The sequence below is a fragment of the Bacillus sp. FSL R9-9492 genome, from assembly GCF_038007365.1.
GTDB classification, from domain to species: domain Bacteria; phylum Bacillota; class Bacilli; order Bacillales; family Bacillaceae_G; genus Bacillus_A; species Bacillus_A mycoides.
Window position 1 is genome coordinate 171715 of sequence record NZ_JBBOXC010000001.1, and the last position, 16479, is coordinate 188193.

At 36.4% G+C, this 16479-nt stretch carries 17 protein-coding genes and 2 riboswitches; of the genes, 11 read left to right on the forward strand and 6 right to left on the reverse strand.

The genetic code is table 11. The features are described from left to right. Positions 1-36: 36 nt before the first annotated feature. Complete coding sequence (locus MKY70_RS00995; protein WP_131934683.1) at positions 37-813, forward strand: SDR family oxidoreductase; 777 nt, start codon at positions 37-39, stop codon at positions 811-813. Between the two features lie 37 nt (positions 814-850). Here MKY70_RS00995 and MKY70_RS01000 read toward each other — a convergent pair whose 3' ends face one another. The 4 genes from MKY70_RS01000 to MKY70_RS01015 all read right to left on the reverse strand — a co-directional run bounded on the left by MKY70_RS01000 (position 851) and on the right by MKY70_RS01015 (position 4547). Continuing rightward, positions 851-1519, reverse strand: coding sequence for a methionine ABC transporter permease (locus MKY70_RS01000; protein WP_002124718.1), 669 nt, complete (start codon positions 1517-1519; stop codon positions 851-853). Further along, entirely contained in the window at positions 1494-2534 is a 1041-nt protein-coding gene (locus tag MKY70_RS01005; RefSeq protein WP_341074439.1) for a methionine ABC transporter ATP-binding protein, read from the reverse strand. The genes MKY70_RS01000 and MKY70_RS01005 overlap by 26 nt, the downstream gene beginning before the upstream one ends. 12 nt (positions 2535-2546) lie before the next feature. After that, the gene (locus MKY70_RS01010; protein WP_341022621.1) at positions 2547-3359 is read right to left on the reverse strand and encodes a MetQ/NlpA family ABC transporter substrate-binding protein; all 813 of its coding nucleotides are present in this window, start codon (positions 3357-3359) and stop codon (positions 2547-2549) included. A gap of 85 nt (positions 3360-3444) precedes the next feature. Then, positions 3445-3558, reverse strand: a riboswitch (SAM riboswitch). Between the two features lie 80 nt (positions 3559-3638). Beyond that, entirely contained in the window at positions 3639-4547 is a 909-nt protein-coding gene (locus tag MKY70_RS01015) for an NAD(P)-dependent alcohol dehydrogenase (protein WP_088034714.1), read from the reverse strand. 145 nt (positions 4548-4692) lie between these two features. Here MKY70_RS01015 and MKY70_RS01020 point away from each other — a divergent pair, with 145 nt between their 5' ends. The 5 genes from MKY70_RS01020 to MKY70_RS01040 all read left to right on the forward strand — a co-directional run bounded on the left by MKY70_RS01020 (position 4693) and on the right by MKY70_RS01040 (position 10728). Next, positions 4693-5457, forward strand: a complete 765-nt coding sequence (locus MKY70_RS01020) for a hypothetical protein (RefSeq protein WP_088034716.1) — start codon at positions 4693-4695, stop codon at positions 5455-5457. A 118-nt stretch (positions 5458-5575) separates the two neighbouring features. Further along, the gene (locus tag MKY70_RS01025) at positions 5576-7012 is read left to right on the forward strand and encodes an FAD-binding oxidoreductase (protein WP_002140126.1); all 1437 of its coding nucleotides are present in this window, start codon (positions 5576-5578) and stop codon (positions 7010-7012) included. Beyond that, positions 7009-7542, forward strand: coding sequence for an MFS transporter (locus MKY70_RS01030; protein ID WP_002091456.1), 534 nt, complete (start codon positions 7009-7011; stop codon positions 7540-7542). The genes MKY70_RS01025 and MKY70_RS01030 overlap by 4 nt, the downstream gene beginning before the upstream one ends. A gap of 90 nt (positions 7543-7632) precedes the next feature. Further along, positions 7633-9351, forward strand: a complete 1719-nt coding sequence (locus MKY70_RS01035; RefSeq protein ID WP_088034718.1) for a DUF3981 domain-containing protein — start codon at positions 7633-7635, stop codon at positions 9349-9351. Between the two features lie 117 nt (positions 9352-9468). Next, on the forward strand, positions 9469-10728 hold the full coding sequence (locus tag MKY70_RS01040; RefSeq protein ID WP_088034720.1) for a multidrug effflux MFS transporter: 1260 nt from the start codon (positions 9469-9471) through the stop codon (positions 10726-10728). Between the two features lie 32 nt (positions 10729-10760). Here MKY70_RS01040 and MKY70_RS01045 read toward each other — a convergent pair whose 3' ends face one another. After that, positions 10761-11207 carry a hypothetical protein gene (locus tag MKY70_RS01045; protein ID WP_002167144.1) on the reverse strand — a complete coding sequence of 149 codons (447 nt, stop codon included), beginning with the start codon at positions 11205-11207 and terminating at the stop codon, positions 10761-10763. 274 nt (positions 11208-11481) lie between these two features. Between MKY70_RS01045 and MKY70_RS01050 the strand changes: the two genes are divergently transcribed. Further along, entirely contained in the window at positions 11482-11985 is a 504-nt protein-coding gene (locus MKY70_RS01050; protein WP_002139912.1) for a hypothetical protein, read from the forward strand. 16 nt (positions 11986-12001) lie between these two features. On the opposite strand, the gene MKY70_RS01055 is transcribed toward MKY70_RS01050, so the two are convergent. Next, complete coding sequence (locus tag MKY70_RS01055) at positions 12002-12154, reverse strand: DUF3951 domain-containing protein (protein ID WP_002009827.1); 153 nt, start codon at positions 12152-12154, stop codon at positions 12002-12004. A 395-nt stretch (positions 12155-12549) separates the two neighbouring features. Then, positions 12550-12655, forward strand: a riboswitch (SAM riboswitch). A 136-nt stretch (positions 12656-12791) separates the two neighbouring features. Here MKY70_RS01055 and MKY70_RS01060 point away from each other — a divergent pair. The 4 genes from MKY70_RS01060 to MKY70_RS01075 are packed head-to-tail and all read left to right on the forward strand — an operon-like array spanning position 12792 to position 16468. After that, positions 12792-13709, forward strand: coding sequence for an ABC transporter permease (locus tag MKY70_RS01060; RefSeq protein ID WP_000289679.1), 918 nt, complete (start codon positions 12792-12794; stop codon positions 13707-13709). Positions 13710-13726: 17 nt separating this feature from the next. After that, positions 13727-14731 carry an ABC transporter permease gene (locus MKY70_RS01065; RefSeq protein ID WP_341022628.1) on the forward strand — a complete coding sequence of 335 codons (1005 nt, stop codon included), beginning with the start codon at positions 13727-13729 and terminating at the stop codon, positions 14729-14731. After that, entirely contained in the window at positions 14688-15698 is a 1011-nt protein-coding gene (locus MKY70_RS01070; protein WP_341022631.1) for an ABC transporter ATP-binding protein, read from the forward strand. The genes MKY70_RS01065 and MKY70_RS01070 overlap by 44 nt, the downstream gene beginning before the upstream one ends. Beyond that, on the forward strand, positions 15695-16468 hold the full coding sequence (locus tag MKY70_RS01075) for an ABC transporter ATP-binding protein (RefSeq protein WP_341022634.1): 774 nt from the start codon (positions 15695-15697) through the stop codon (positions 16466-16468). The genes MKY70_RS01070 and MKY70_RS01075 overlap by 4 nt, the downstream gene beginning before the upstream one ends. Positions 16469-16479: the final 11 nt, after the last annotated feature.

Here is a 16479-nt window from a genome sequence, read left to right on the forward strand (position 1 = left end):
ATATAAAATATGCATCCTTTAAAATTGGAGGAGTATATGATGAATCAATTAAAAAATAAAATAGCAGTTGTTACAGGTGTAAGTCGTCTAGATGGTATAGGCGCAGCAATTTGTAAAGAATTAGCTGAAGCAGGATACGATATATTTTTTACGTATTGGACAGCGTACGATAAAGAGATGCCTTGGGGCGTTGATCAAAGTGAACAAATACAATTAAAAGAAGAGTTACTAAAAAGCGGTGTTAAAGTATCGAGTATGGAGTTAGATTTAACTCAGAATGATGCACCGAAAGAGCTTATAAATAAAGTTACTGAACAATTAGGGTACCCTCATATATTAATTAATAATGCAGCATATTCTACAAATAATGATTTCTCTAATTTGACTGCTGAAGAACTAGATAAGCACTACATGGTAAATGTTCGTGCGACTACATTGTTAAGTAGTCAATTTGCCCAAGGTTTTGATAAGAAATCTGGTGGTAGAATTGTGAATATGACGTCGGGACAATTTAAAGGACCTATGGCAGGAGAATTAGCGTATGCAACAACGAAGGGAGCAATTGACGCTCTTACTAGTACGTTGTCAGCTGAGGTAGCTCATTTAGGAATAACAGTGAATGCAATTAACCCAGGTCCAACTAGTACAGGATGGATGACTGAAGAGATAAAGCAAGGATTAAAGCCGATGTTTCCTTTTGGTAGAATTGGTGAGCCAAAGGATGCAGCAAGACTCATTACATTTTTAGTAAGTGAAGAAGCAGAATGGATTACGGGACAAGTTATTCATTCTGAAGGTGGATTTAAAAGATAAAAAGAAGGTATCTCACCAGGGTGAGATACCTTCTTTTTTAATCTTTCTTCAATCTTCGTGCAACACCATTCCCTAAAGATTGTAGCCCTTGAACGAGGATAATCAAAATAAAGACTGTTGCATACATTACTTCAGGTTCGTAGCGTAAATGTCCGAATCGATATGCTAAATCACCAAGGCCGCCAGCACCTACAAGTCCAGCCATTGCTGTTGCACCGATTAAGCCGATCGTTGCGATTGTTAATCCAAGTACGAGAGACGGGCGAGCTTCTTTAACCATAACGTGCCAAATGATTTTTAAAGTAGAGACTCCCATTGCTTGATATGCTTCAATGACACCGCGATCCACTTCTAATAAAGCAGTTTCCATTAAACGGGCAATGTAAGGGGCTGTGAAGACAACAAGTGGTACGATAACACCTTGCACGCCAATGGACGTTCCCATTAGAAACTTTGTAAAAGGTAAAATGAAGAATAATAGAATGATAAATGGAAGAGAACGAATGATATTAATAACTGTATTAAGAATAGGATAGATAATCTTATTTTCTCGCTGTCCACCAGGTCTCGTTAAAACAAGTGTGACGCCGAGTGGTAATGCAATAAGAATAGAGATAAGTAGTGAAATAGATGTCATTTGAAATGTTTGAATTGTTGCTTCCCATATTACGTTACCCCACTCATCCAAAAAGGATTTGTTTCCCATAGTCTGTTCTACCTCCTTCTACGATGATCCCTTGCTCTTGTAAAAATGATAAAGCGCGTGCTACTTCATTTTTCTCACCCTGCATATGAATGATTAGTTTCCCATATGCTTCATGTTTTAACTGTGTAATATTACCGGATAAAATATTTGGATACACTTGAAAACGTTTTGTAGCGATAGCTAACGCTGGTTCTCCTGAAGCGGTTCCTATAAATGAAAGTGTTACGATTTCCCCGGTGCTTTGTAGTTCTTTCTGTACATCTTCTGGAATTTTAGCTGCAAACGCGCTATTTACAAATTTCTTCGTTGTTACATGTTGTGGGTTTGTGAAAATATCTTTTACGGTTCCACTTTCGACTACCGCCCCATGTTCCATTACAGCAACTTGGTCACAAATACGCTGGATGACATTCATTTCGTGTGTAATTAGCAAAATCGTAATTCCGATTTCTTCGTTGATCTTTAATAATAAATCAAGAATAGAATCAGTCGTTTCCGGATCTAATGCGCTCGTTGCTTCATCACTTAATAAAACTTCAGGCTCATGAGATAGTGCGCGAGCGATCGCTACACGTTGCTTTTGACCACCAGATAATTCACTTGGATAGGCATCTTTTTTATTAAAGAGATCAACAATGCGTAAATACTTTTCTACCCTTTTTTCAATTTCATTTTTGGGAAGACCAGATAGACGTAAGGGTAGTGCGATATTTTCATAAACGGTAACGGTTTTAAGTAAATTGAATCCTTGAAAAATCATGCCGATCTTTTTTCTCGCCTTTGCGAGTTCTTTTGTCGATAAGGTTGTTAACTCTTGTTCATTTACAATGATATCTCCTGTCGTTGGTTTTTCTAATAAATTTACACAACGGATTAATGTACTTTTACCAGCGCCACTATATCCGATGATTCCAAATACTTCGCCCTTTTTTACTTGAAGGGAAGTAGGTTTAAGAGCTTCTACATTCCCTTTTTTTGTTGTAAATACTTTGGATACATTTTTTAATTCAATCATTATCGTCAGCTCCTACCAAGATGGTAAAACTGAACCATCAAATTTTTTCTCGATAAATTCTTTTACTTCTTTAGATTGATAAGCTTTCTTTAATTTATTTACAACAGCATCATCTTTATTTTCAGTACGAACAACGACCCAGTTTACATATGGTGAATCTTTTCCTTCACGGAAAATAGAATCTTTCGCAGGGCTTAATTTTGCGCCTAATGCAAAGTTTGTATTAATTGCAGCTGCTTTCACTTCACTTAGTTGTGTCGGTAATTGAGATGCCTCTAATTCAACAATCTTTAATTTCTTTGGGTTTTCAATTACATCTTTCGCAGTCGCTTTTTCAGTAGCCTTTGGATCCACTTTTAAAACTCCTGCTTTTTCAAATAGCTTTAAAGCACGAAGCTCATTTGTTGGATCATTTGGGACAGCGATTGCATCGCCCTCTTTTAATTCTTTTACATCTTTTAAGCTTTTAGAATATACACCCATAGGGAATGTTACTGTGGAAAATACTTCAGTTAATTTCATGTTGCGTTCAGCTTTAAATACGTCTAAATAAGATTTAGTTTGATAGCTATTTACATCGAGGCTTTTTTCATCTAAAGATACGTTTGGTGCTACATAATCATTAAATACCTTTACATCAATGTCGAGACCATCTTTTGCTGCCACTTCTTTTACCTTTTCAAAAATTTGTTCATGCGGTCCGCCTGTTACACCGACAGTAATCTTTTTCTCATCTAATGCTTTTACCTCTTTATCAGAATTAGCACCACACGCACCTAACAATAATACAGCTCCGCTTACAATACTTAATAATACCTTTTTCATCTATAATTCCCCCTTAATATACGTTCCAAAATAAAAAGCACCTCTCAAAAATAAGAGAGGTGCCGAATAGACGAAATAGGTTCCTCTCTTATCTTCCAAAACGAAAATCGTTCTGCAGGAATTAGCACCTTAGCTTATACGTTCTAAGCTCGGTTGCCGGGCATCATCGGGCCAGTCCCTCCGCCACTCTTGATAAGAGTATGTGTATGTAGTTTTTAAATATGGTACTAATAGTAAATCTTACAAAAAGAATTGTCAATATTATTTTCTGAATATATTTTATTTTAAGGTAATCGAAACGTTCCCTTTTTTATGTCCCTTTTCCACATACATATGAGCTTCAGCAATTTCTTCTAATCGGTAAGTTCTATCAATAACGGGCTTTAGTTTTTCCGTTTCGACTAGTTTTTTTAATAGAATCATATCCTCTTTACTTACCTTGGCCATCATTCCATTAACAGATACATATTTTCCATTGGGTGTTAATGTATTTGTACAAAGGGATTTTTTATACTTCCCAACTGCATCAAATATAATATCGTAGCATTTGCCTTGCTTAGTAAAATCTTCTTTCGTATAATCAATTACTTTATCAGCTCCTAAAGATTGCACGAGTTCAAAATTTGAATTACTACAAACAGCCGTAACGGTCGCGCCGAAATATTTAGCAAGTTGTACAGCAGCTGTTCCTACTGATCCGGAGGCACCATATATGAGCACTTGTTGCCCTTTTTTTATACGGCCCTTTCTCAGGAAATGTAATGCTGAAGTTCCACCAAAAGGAATAACTGCCGCTTCTTCATACGTCACATTGGTAGGTTTTAATGTTATTAATCCACTTTCATGTACGCATGTGTACTCGGCATAACCACCGAGGTTTAGTTCTGTTAATGCAAAAATTGGATCACCTTTTTTAAATTGAGTTACATCTGCTCCTACTTCTTCGATTTCACCGGATAACTCTACGCCGAGTATAGGGTTTCTCGGTTTTCTGAAACCTAATATGATCCGCATAGGAATCCAAAATAAGAGGGGACTATTAAAACCGCGTATTCTACAATCTCCAGTCGATACACTTGTTGCGTGAATTTTAACTAATACTTCGTTCTTTTTAGGCGTAGGTTTCTCTATATTTTGAAGCTGAAGAACGTTAGGTGGTCCATACTGTGTGCAAATGATCGCCTTCATAATGACCTCCTGAGATGAGTTGTTGTTATTTACATCATATTTAAAATCTTCATTAAACATGTCGCTATATAGCGAATATAGATTAAAAATTATATAGATTTCATAGGAAAAGAGGTGATATTATTTTGGGAAAGGGGGCGACATTATGAAAAAAATTATTTTTGTTTCAAGTTTAGTGCTTGCAATCAGTTTAGGGGTAGGGTGTAGTAATGAGAAAACAGCAAAGACGGATGAACCGAAAAAAGAATCAGTTCAAAAAGAAAAGGAATTAGCAGCGAAGGATGTTTTCAAGAAAACGAACGAAGCTTTTAAAAATGAAGAGCATGTAACGATGACATATGGTGTAGGGGTAAAAGCTGAGGGAACAGAGATGGATATATTAAAGGCTAAGATGCAATTAGAGCCAAAGACAAAGAATTCTCGTTCTGAAATGAATATTTCTGGTACAGATGTTGTAGTGTATACAGTGGATGGTAAAGTTGCTGGTGAGGTGAAAAACCCTAATACAGGAGAAGTTATAACCGTACCAGAGGAGCAATTAAACGCTGGTGGAATGAAAGCGACTCAAGATATTATAGATAAGTTAGAAGTACCAGCAGTAGTTTTAGATAAAATGAAGATGGAGAAAAGCGGAGATAAATATAAACTGAAATTTACATTAAAAGGGCAAGAAACAGAAAGTATGTTAACTAGCATGGATGAAACGCAGAAGAAAATGCTACAAGCACAAAACGCAAAGATAGAAGAAGTGGATGCAGAATATATCATTACAAAAGATTTTAAATATGAATCAGCGAAGATAGATATGATTATGAGTAGTAATGGTAAGGATAAGGCACACATTATTACGAATGCAAAATATACATCGTACGAAAAGTTTGAGCCAATACAGCTGCCAGCAGCAAAGTAACAGTCTTGATGAGGGAGGGACCTAAAATAAAGGGTCTCTCTCTTTTTTGTTAATACCTTCTTCGTAGGAAAGTAGGTACAATATGAAGAGGAAGAACGTTAGAAGAGGAGAGTGCCATTTGAAAAAAAGAAAGATAGCAGTTGTTATTGTAGCGTATACAGTGTTGCTCGCGACATCTGTATATACATACAAAGGGCAACTGGATCATCCTATTATGAGTGATGTAGGGAAGTTGCTTCCAACGAAAATTAAACGTGTTGAAAATGCTGAGGATGAACGTTCATTAAAACAGTTAGTGCAAGATGCAAATGTTTCTGGAGAGAAGATTTCTATTGCAGGTATGCAACATAGCCAAGGTGGGCAGACGTATTATCCGAACGGTACGATGCTTGATATGAAAGGGTATAATGAAATATTAGAATTCGATCCGGAGAAGAAGAGGATTAGGGTACAAAGCGGTGTCACATGGAATGACATTCAAAAGAAAATCAATCCATATGGTCTTGCAGTTCAAGTGATGCAATCTCAAAATATTTTTACTGTGGGTGGTTCATTAAGTGTAAATGTACATGGGCGTGATATTCGTCATGAAGCATTGATTGATACAGTAGAGTCGTTCAGATTGTTAATGGCAGATGGTACGGTGCGTAATGTAAATAGAGAAGAAAATGCTGACTTGTTTCCATATGTAATTGGGGGATATGGATTATTTGGTGTGATTTTAGATGTGACGCTACAGTTAACAAACGATGAATTGTATGAAACGCATACGAAAGTACTAGATTATAAAGAATACTCTTCATACTTTAAGAATAAAGTGCGAAGGGATGAGAATATACGTATGCATTTAGCACGTATTTCTGTTGCCCCAAATTCATTTTTAAAAGAAATGTATGTAACAGATTATGTACTGGCAGAAGATCAACAGAAGCTGGGAGAGTACAGCAAATTAAAAGAAGAAAATATTATAGCTGCACCGAAATTTTTACTTGGGTTATCACGTTATAGTGACTGGGGAAAGGGCGCATTTTGGGATATACAAAGAAGTTATTTTGAACGTACAGATGGTAAGTACGAAACTCGAAATAACGTAATGAGATCTGATAGTGCTTTTATGGAATACGATAATCCAAACTTGACCGAAGTTTTACAAGAGTACTTTGTACCGATAGATGGTTTTGCAGCGTATATAGATGATTTGCGAAGCGTTTTAAATGAAGAGGAATTAAACCTTCTTAACATTACAATCCGCTATGTAGAAAAGAATGAGAATGCGGTGCTATCTTATGCGAAAGATGATATGTTTGCGCTTGTGCTTCTAATTAATCAAGGGCGTTCTGAAGATGAAATAAAGAAAACAAAAGTGGTCATTCAAAAGATGATTGATGTTACGTTAAAGCATAATGGAAGTTATTATTTACCTTATTATTCTTATCCGGAAAAGGAGCAACTAAAGAAAGCGTATCCTCGCATAGAAGAATTCCTTCAGAAGAAGAAGGAAGTAGACCCAGAGGAAAGGTTTGTGAATTTATTTTATAAGGAGTATAGCAAATGACATATAGAAGATTTGTAGCCTCACAAAGCATTATTATGATGGCAGGTAGTATGGTATTTCCTTTTTATATACTATTGCTTCGAAATGTAGGAAATAGTTTCTCGCAATTTGGCTGGGCGTACGGCTTATTTGCCTTAACTTCAGCTCTAGTATATCCGTTAGTTGGAAGAATCTCTGATAGGGTAGGTGATAGAAAGTTATTAATTATATACGCATGGTCCATGGCTATATTAATGCTTTTTTTCCCTATTGCAACAGAAGTTTGGCATGTATACATTCTCCAAATTTTAATGGGTATTTTAGGTGCTGTGCAGCGTAATACGGAGAAAACATCGTTAGCACGAAAGGTAGCGCATAAGGAAGCTGGTTACGAAATTGGAAAATACCATGTATGGACATCAATTGGGGGCGGAGTAGCTATAATTGCAACTGGTTACCTAGTGGATTTCTTTACGATAGGGACTATTTTTTACATTGCTTCAGTTTTATATGTAGTTAGTGGATTTGTATTAAGCCGCGGTGATAAGTAATTTAAAGTATTTCCATTCCCATTTTTACCTGATTACCCTTTATTTGTTATACTTATGGAGAAGACAAAAGAAAAGGGGACATTGCCTTTGATGAAATTTATAGTTTTAGCTATTCTCACTTTGTTTTTGATTCCATGGACTAGAAGCGGTAATAAAATTCGCGCGGTGGATAAAGGAGGAAATGAGAAAGTTGTAAAGGGTAAGAAATCATCTATTTTAGTTATTCCTGTTTTATTTTGGATAGGTATTGCAATCTATGAATATTTCTGGCTAATTGATGATCGAGCAGATTCTATTCTTACTCATTATTCTGTTGCAGTAGCGATTTTAATTGGGCTTGTTTTATTCTCACAAGAGCAGGTAGGGAAATTAGAAGGTACGTTAAAGGGACTTCTAATGTTTGTTTTACTCGCAAGTTACGGCTATTTTGGTTATTTGCACGATATAGTAATCACGCAAAAAAAATATGATTCTGTTGTGAAGATCGAGAAAGATATTTCAGAGCCATTTACTGAAAATGATCAGCCGTTTACAGTGCCGCCAAAGACAGCGGAGAATAAGATGAAAAAAGTATTTGGGGATATTCCGAAAGTAGCTTATTTTGAGCTAGGGGAATTAACTCCACAAATGGTAAATGGTGAGGCTTTATATGTAGCACCGATTGAAGTTTCAGGCTTTTTTAAAGCACGTAAAGCTGAGACAATTCCAGGGTACGTAACGATGTCAGGTACGAATCCTGATGCGGAAGCGAAACTGCATCTTGGTTATAAAATGAAATATGTGCCGAGCATGTTTTTCGGTAATAAATTAGAACGTGTCGTTCGAAAAGCAGAGCCAGATTTAGTTTTTAAAGGGAAACCAAAATTTGAAGTTGATGATAAAGGGAAACCGTATTATACAATGACGTATGGTGAATTTATTTCAGGAAGATCTGGATTTGAAGTAGAAGGTGTTGTAGTAGTAGACGCACAAACAGGTGAAGTGAAAAGATACGACAAAGGAAAGGCACCTAAATTCGTTGATGGCGTATTAAATCACGAGACTGCATCTACATTAAATACGTATTTCGGTAAATATATTCACGGATTTTGGAATACAAAATTCTCACAAACGGATATGAAGATTCCGACTGAGTGGGGAACGAAAGAAGGAGTTACACCAATCTTCGGTAAGGATGGAACGTTATATTATTTTACTGATTTCACCTCTCCGAAAGAAGGAGTAGATTCTGCACTAGGCTATTCGCTTATTGATGCGCGTACAGGTAAGTTGTATTACTATAACGGAAAAGAAGTAAAGGGAATTATGGATGGTTCGGCTGCTACAGAAGTAGTGGATAATTCCTTTAAGAGAGAGAAATGGCATGGAACAATGCCGGTTATTTATAACGTATATGGTAAACCTTCTTGGATTGTACCGGTTATTGATGATGGCGGATTAGTACGTGCTCATACTGTCATATATGCTTCTAATGCGAAAATATTTGCAACAGGTTCAACGCAAAAAGAAGCACTTGAGAATTATAAAAATGCGCTGAGCGGAAGTGGTGATTCATTTAGACCGACTTCAAATGGGAAAGAAGCGCAAAAAGAAGGTACTGTACAACGTGTGTATAAAGAAAAATCAGGTGAAAATACGATTGTGTACGTACTATTAGAAAACGAGCAAAAAGTATTCATGGTACCGGCGAAGAAATTCCCATATGCAATGTTTACAGAAGTAGGAGATCCAATTCAAATCACATATTTAGACACAGGAGAAATGATGGCATCTGTATCTAAATTTACAAATAGTAATTTGAAAAAGTAAAGCGATAGAGATTCTATCGCTTTTTTTACATTATTAAACAGGAAAATACGGTATACTTGACGTATATTTATGTTGTAACTATAATTGTTACGATTAAGTATTTATATGAAAGGGTGAATGGAAAAAGTGAATGGAGTTAATCACGAAGTATATAAACCTGTAAAGACAAACAGGTTATGGATGATTCTTGTATTAGGGACACTTACGGCAATTGGGCCATTATCTATTGATATGTATTTGCCTTCTTTACCAAAGTTAACGGATGATTTACAAACGGGTGCATCCCTCGCGCAGCTTACATTAACTGCTTGTCTGCTTGGGCTTTCAGTAGGGCAGTTATTTATTGGTTCAATTAGTGACATTTACGGAAGACGCAAACCTCTTATTATCGCTCTTATTATTTATGTTGCTTCTTCTTTACTTTGTGCTGTTGCACCATCTATTTGGAGTTTAGTGCTTTTACGTTTCTTACAAGGTGCTTCAGGATCTGCTGGTATCGTTATATCACGTGCAATGGTACGTGATATGTATTCAGGTTCTGAAATGACGAAGTTTTTCTCATTACTTATGTTAGTAAACGGAGCAGCGCCTATTTTGGCACCGATTATTGGAGGGCAATTATTACAGTTCACATCATGGCGCGGCGTTTTTATCGTTCTTGGAGCAATTAGTGTATTCATGCTAATATCAGCTACTTTCGTATTACGTGAAACATTACCTCCTGAAGAAAGAGAGACAGGTGGATTATCAGGAACGCTTGCAACATACGGAAAGCTTCTGAAAGATCGTTTATTTATGGGGTATGCATTGTCGCAAGGATTAGTAACAGCTGCAATGTTTGCTTATATTTCTGGTTCACCGTTTGTGTTGCAGAATATATACGGAGCATCACCACAGCAATTTAGCTTATTCTTTGCGATTAACGGTATCGGTATTATTATTGCTAGTCAGGTTACGGGCCGTTTAGCAGGGAAAGTGAATGAGAAAACTTTATTCGTTTCCGGTATTATTATTGCGGCTGTTGGCGGTCTATCATTACTACTTACAATCGTATTAGGAATAGGGCTAATCGGTGTTTTATGCTCGTTATTCCTTGTTGTATCAAGTGTCGGGGTTGTATCAACAACTGGGTTCTCGTTAGCGATGAGAAATCAGAAACAGGCTGCAGGAACGGCATCGGCTTTATTAGGTTTATTACAGTTCATTTCAGGAGCACTTGTTGCACCATTAGTAGGTATTGGCGGAAGCAATACCGCATTACCGATGGGGGTTGTTATAGCGCTTTGTGAAATTGGTGCTGTGTTATGTTATCTATTTATGGCCAGAAGAAGTGAGAAGCAGTTTGAACTGCAACAAAATAAAAAGTTAGAAGCTTAATACAAAAGAGCTGATTCAAACATTTCTTTGAATCAGCTCTTTTTTTCATTTCTTTGAAATAACTCATACATATTATTCATGATCGCATCATATAAGAAAGCGAGTTTATCCCATACCCAGCGGTTACTGTCGACCTCTTTCTCCCCGCAATCAATAATATCAGTATGATCTGTAATTCTATATGCCCTCTCAACGATAATAGGAGCAATTTTCGGTATGCGTGGAATTTCTTTTAAGACATCTGCAAAATTTCCAATGTAGACATGACCGATAATCTCGATTGTTAAAGATTTATCGGATATATTTAGCACAGTATGAAATTGATTTATATGTTGTTTCTTTAAATATTGGGCCAGCTTAAATGGAGCATGCTTCTTCTTTAATACGCGGCGAAGGCTCTCTGTATTTTCAATATGAAGTGACTTTTCGCGAATAAGGACGCGAATATCTTCGCCCATAAAGGGTATTGTATTGTACATTGATGATTCTCCTTACAAACTGAACTACGCTTACTTTATGCATATGTAAGTCTAGCATGGTTTGTTCTCTATGTGTGCTTACAGTTTTGTAAGGTGATGTAGTAAAGTGATGCAAAAGTTATTTGCATAAAGTGACGATACTGTGACAAAAATGTTGGTATGTATATTAAGATATCGTCTTAAGTGTAAAAAGTGGGGCGTTCTCGGTATAATAACAAGTGGAGATAAAAGAAACTATAATTAGTAGTAGCTGTAGATAAAAGGAGAATTCGAGATGAAGAAGGTTTTGGGTATTGCTGTAATGGGAAGTATGATCCTTCTAGCAGGATGTAATGGAAATAAAGATACGAAAGAACCGAAAGAAAAGGTAGAGCAATCCACTGAGCAAACAGAAGAAATGAAAGAATACAGCGCAGTACATGAAAAATATGATGCGAAAATAAATAAAGAAATTAATAAGGCGTTACAGTTATTTGAAGTGGCAAAAGAAAAGGGCGGTAAGGAAATAACGAATGCTACATATAAAGAAGATGTGCAAAAGGTAACAACGAGCATGTTAGAAGATATTGATAATATACGTAAAGAAATTCGTGTTCCAAAGTCGAAAGAGCAAGAACATGAGGTATATGTTGGTTTCTTGAATGAATCGGAACAAGCGATGAAAAAATTACAGAAGTTAGCTAAAGAAGAAGATTCATCATTAATTCGTGATATAGAAATTAATTTTGCAACAGCATCGACATACTATAAACGTTTTCAAACAGAAGCGAAAAAATAACCTTGCGTGTGCAAGGTTATTTTTTCTTTTTACCATCTCCGTCTTCATCCTCGGATACTAATATCTTCTGTTCTTCGTGAAATTCTGAAATTGTTTGTCCAGTAATATTATCGAATGGAGTGTAAAAAGAAGTGATGCTTTTCTTTTTAATGAAGAGTTTATCCCGCATTAACGGGCAGTAAGACCCCCCACCTCAAAGTTCAGTGAAAGCAAAGAAGTTAGGTAGGGGATCAACTGCCCGTAAAAGCCCGATTGGTTCAACTAATAATCAGTGGGGGATGAACAAAACCCCCACTGATTAAAGTTTCACTTTATAGAAGCCGATGATGACAAGTACAAGTATTACGATTGTTAATGGTAATCCTATAGTAGCAAGAAGTAAGGGATCAATTTTATAACTCCTTTAATACAATTTCTTTTTATTATAAGCGAAAGATTGTAATTTCAATAACTAATATAATAGAAAACTGATTTTTCTAAATATATCCAATTTGATTGACTTTTCATTTTTTCAGAATTATAATTCAAAATATACAATTTGAACCAAATAATAATATAGCAATTTACTTATCCAGAGAGGTAGAGGGACTGGCCCTATGACACCTCAGCAGCGGGTTCTGTAACAGGAACACCGTGCTAATTCCAGCAAGCAAGTCTTGAAAGATAAGTGATGGGCCTTCGTTTATTAAGCCTTGATCTTATTTTTTAAGATCAAGGCTTTTTGTGTTTTAAGAAGAGGAAAGGGAGTAATGGGAAAGATACGTTAATAAAACAAAGTAAATATATGAGTTTAGGGGGTTATTGAAGTGTATGTTGTTAAGAAACTATCAGTTATGGTGTTTACACTATGGATTATTACAACAGTAACATTTTTGATTATGCACATTATTCCGGGGGATCCATTTTCATCGGATGCAAAGATCTTTCCGGCGGAAGTTGTGCAGAATATGAGAGCGAAGTATCACCTTGATGAACCATTATGGAATCAATATGTTGCTTATTTAGACGGTGTAGTTCATTTTGATTTTGGTGAATCCGTTCAATCGACGGGGCAAGGCGTATCAGAAATTATAACGACAGGATTTGGTCCATCAGCGATTATTGGTTTACAAGCACTTGTTATTTCATTATTAGTCGGAATTGCAGCAGGTACATTTGCAGCTCTATATCATGGGAAAGTAATTGATTATAGTGTGAGCTTACTTGCGATTCTCGGTATTTCTATTCCAAGTTTTATTTTAGCACCATTGTTTATACAAGTATTTGCTATTCAATTTGAACTCTTACCGGTTGCATCTTGGGGCACATTCGAACATACGGTATTGCCATCCTTTGCATTAGCATTAGGGCCAATCGCGGTTATTACAAGATTTGTTCGCTCTAATATGATTGAAGTTTTGCAGAGTGATTATATTAAATTAGCAAGAGCGAAAGGTATACCAATTAAGAAGATTATTATAAGGCATGCCCTTCGAAATGCGATTGTTCCAGTACTAACGTTTGTTGGGCCGTTAATGGCTGGGCTTTTAACAGGGACGTTCATTATTGAAAAGATTTTTGCAATTCCTGGTCTCGGAAAATATTTTGTAGATAGTATTTTTAACCGGGATTATCCAGTCATTATGGGAACAACAATTTTCTATAGTTCATTATTAATTTCTTGTATTTTCATTACAGATATTATTCACCGTATTGTTGATCCGCGTATTCGTTCTATTACATAAGGAGGGAGGATATTTAAATGGGAGCTTATGAAATCAATAAACAGCTATTAACGAATGAAGAGAAAAAAGAATTAACAATAAATAAAGAGCAGCAAACGATTAGCCGAAAAAAAGAAGTGTTTCGTAAGTTTGTATCAAATCCAATCGCAGTTCTAGGAACGGTGACATTATTACTCATTATTATTTTCTCTCTTATCGGTGAAAGTTTAACTCCTTTTACTGCGAGTGAACAAGTAAAAGAGGCGACAAATTTACCTCCTAGTAGTGAGCATTGGTTTGGAACAGATGATTTAGGTCGGGATATTTGGGCACGTACTTGGGCTGGAGGGAAAATTTCATTAATAGTTGGATTAGTAGCGGCCGTTCTTGATATAGGACTTGGTGTACTGATTGGGGGCTTTAGTGGATATGTGAGAGGGCGTAATCGCCTTGGAACGTTAATTGATGAGTGGATTGTACGAGGGATTGAAGTACTATACGGTATTCCATATTTATTAATTGTTATTTTACTACTAATCATTATGAAACCAGGACTTTTTACAATCATTATTGCTCTTGCATTAACAGGGTGGATTGGTATGGCACGTCTCGTTAGGGCGCAAGTCTTATCTTTAAAGCAAAGAGAATTTGTTATTGCGGCAGAACGATTAGGTACATCGCATATGAAGATTATATACGGACATATCATTCCGAATTTAACAGGTATTATTATCGTAAATTTATCATTTACAATTCCAGCAGCTATTTTCTCAGAATCATTTTTAAGCTTTATCGGACTAGGGGTACAATCACCAGCAGCGAGCTGGGGGACGATGACAAATGATGCGCTCGGGACATTATTAAGCGGGGAATGGTGGCAACTTTTCTTCCCATCGCTGATGATTGCGCTCATCATGTTCGCATTTAATGCAATTGGTGACGGTTTGCAAGATGCAATTGATCCAAAAATCGTAAAACGGAATCGAAAGGAGAAAAAACATGGGACAGCTCTTATCTTTAGAAAACGTAACATTGGCCGTTGAAAAAGAGAATAGTAAGCAAGCAATTGTGAAGCATGTTTCCTTTTCTATTAACGAAGGTGAAATCGTTGCACTTGTCGGAGAAAGTGGTTCAGGGAAAAGTGTTACAGCACAATCCATTGTCGGACTAAATCAAGAATCTATTCACATCGATGATGGAAGTATTTCTTTCCAATCTCAAGGATTAACGAATTTACAAGAATCAGAATGGAATCAAATTCGAGGGAAAGACATTTCGTTTATCTTTCAAGACCCTCTTTCATCTTTAAATCCGACGATGAAGGTTGGAAGACAAATTACAGAAGTAATTGTGCAGCATGAAAAGAAATCGAAAAAAGAGGCAAAAGAAATTGCGATTAACTTACTAAATGATTTAGGCATACATGAAGCAGAGAAACGCTTTGAACAATACCCGTATCAGTTAAGCGGTGGTATGAGGCAACGTATTTGTTTGGCTATTGCGTTTGCATGTCACCCGAAGCTCGTTATTGCAGATGAACCTACAACGGCATTAGATGTAACGATTCAAAAGCAAATTATGGGGTTATTAAAAGAGAGAAAAGAAAAACAAAATACGAGTATTTTATTAATTACACATGATTTGGCACTTGTACGTGAAGTAGCTGACCGAGTAGTAGTTATGTACGGGGGACGTGTTGTTGAAAAAGGAACGATACAAGAAGTAATAGGTTCACCTAAGCACCCATATACGAAAAGTTTACTGCAAGCTATTCCGAATATGGATGATTCTGAAAAGGTACTTAGGTCCATTCAGGGAACAACGCCATCAATTGAAACGTTAAATAGCTTTGGATGCCCATTTGTAAATAGATGCCCAGTAGCAATAAAAGAATGTATTCATCGTTTCCCTGATAGAACATCATATTCTGAGGAACACAGTTCACATTGTTGGCAACATGTTCTAGAGCATGACCAAGCGAAATCAAAAGAGAAGGTGAATGCCTCATGACGACAGATTTAATTACTGTAAAGCAAGTAACGAAAACGTATGGAAGTAAAAAGAAAGAAATCACAGCGTTAAAAGATATATCACTTTCTATCCCAAAAGGAACAACTCTTGGCATTATTGGAGAAAGTGGTTCAGGAAAGACAACACTTGGTAAGCTCATAGCTGGGATCGAGGGCCCAACGTCTGGTGAAATTGATTATAACGGCCAAGTTGTTCACAAGCTGAAGTCAGCTCATAAGCGAGATTTTTTACAGAAAGTACAGTTCATTTTTCAAGATTCAACGGCTGCATTAAATCCGCGCTGGAAAGTACGAGATAGCGTAACAGAAGGATATATCTCATTCGGTTTAGGAGATAAAGGATTGAAAGATAAGGTGGCAGGTGATGCGCTAGAACGTGTTGGATTAGATAGGCGATATATTGATCGATACCCACACGAATTTAGCGGAGGACAACGTCAACGTATTGCCATTGCAAGAGCGCTATTATGTGAGCCAGAAGTATTAATCCTTGATGAACCAATTTCAGCATTAGATGTTTCACTGCAAATCCAAATTGTACATTTACTGCAAAAAATTCAAAAGGAACAAGGCTATACATATTTATTTATCGCACATGATTTACCGATGGTTCACTATTTATGTGAAAAAGTGGCTGTCTTATACAAAGGAGAACTTGTTGAATTTGGATATACGGACGAAGTATTCCGTAATCCACAACATTCTTATACAAAAACATTATTAGCATCAACACCAAAAATTTCAGGTTAAAGGAGAATGTA

Coding starts and splice junctions, on each gene's coding strand:
- MKY70_RS00995 (WP_131934683.1), top strand. CDS start 37: ATGATGAATCAATTAAAAAATAAAATAGCAGTTGTTACAGGTGTAAGT.
- MKY70_RS01000 (WP_002124718.1), bottom strand. CDS start 1,519: ATGGGAAACAAATCCTTTTTGGATGAGTGGGGTAACGTAATATGGGAA.
- MKY70_RS01005 (WP_341074439.1), bottom strand. CDS start 2,534: ATGATTGAATTAAAAAATGTATCCAAAGTATTTACAACAAAAAAAGGG.
- MKY70_RS01010 (WP_341022621.1), bottom strand. CDS start 3,359: ATGAAAAAGGTATTATTAAGTATTGTAAGCGGAGCTGTATTATTGTTA.
- MKY70_RS01015 (WP_088034714.1), bottom strand. CDS start 4,547: ATGAAGGCGATCATTTGCACACAGTATGGACCACCTAACGTTCTTCAG.
- MKY70_RS01020 (WP_088034716.1), top strand. CDS start 4,693: ATGAAAAAAATTATTTTTGTTTCAAGTTTAGTGCTTGCAATCAGTTTA.
- MKY70_RS01030 (WP_002091456.1), top strand. CDS start 7,009: ATGACATATAGAAGATTTGTAGCCTCACAAAGCATTATTATGATGGCA.
- MKY70_RS01035 (WP_088034718.1), top strand. CDS start 7,633: ATGAAATTTATAGTTTTAGCTATTCTCACTTTGTTTTTGATTCCATGG.
- MKY70_RS01040 (WP_088034720.1), top strand. CDS start 9,469: ATGGAAAAAGTGAATGGAGTTAATCACGAAGTATATAAACCTGTAAAG.
- MKY70_RS01045 (WP_002167144.1), bottom strand. CDS start 11,207: ATGTACAATACAATACCCTTTATGGGCGAAGATATTCGCGTCCTTATT.
- MKY70_RS01050 (WP_002139912.1), top strand. CDS start 11,482: ATGAAGAAGGTTTTGGGTATTGCTGTAATGGGAAGTATGATCCTTCTA.
- MKY70_RS01055 (WP_002009827.1), bottom strand. CDS start 12,154: ATGCGGGATAAACTCTTCATTAAAAAGAAAAGCATCACTTCTTTTTAC.
- MKY70_RS01065 (WP_341022628.1), top strand. CDS start 13,727: ATGGGAGCTTATGAAATCAATAAACAGCTATTAACGAATGAAGAGAAA.
- MKY70_RS01070 (WP_341022631.1), top strand. CDS start 14,688: ATGGGACAGCTCTTATCTTTAGAAAACGTAACATTGGCCGTTGAAAAA.
- MKY70_RS01075 (WP_341022634.1), top strand. CDS start 15,695: ATGACGACAGATTTAATTACTGTAAAGCAAGTAACGAAAACGTATGGA.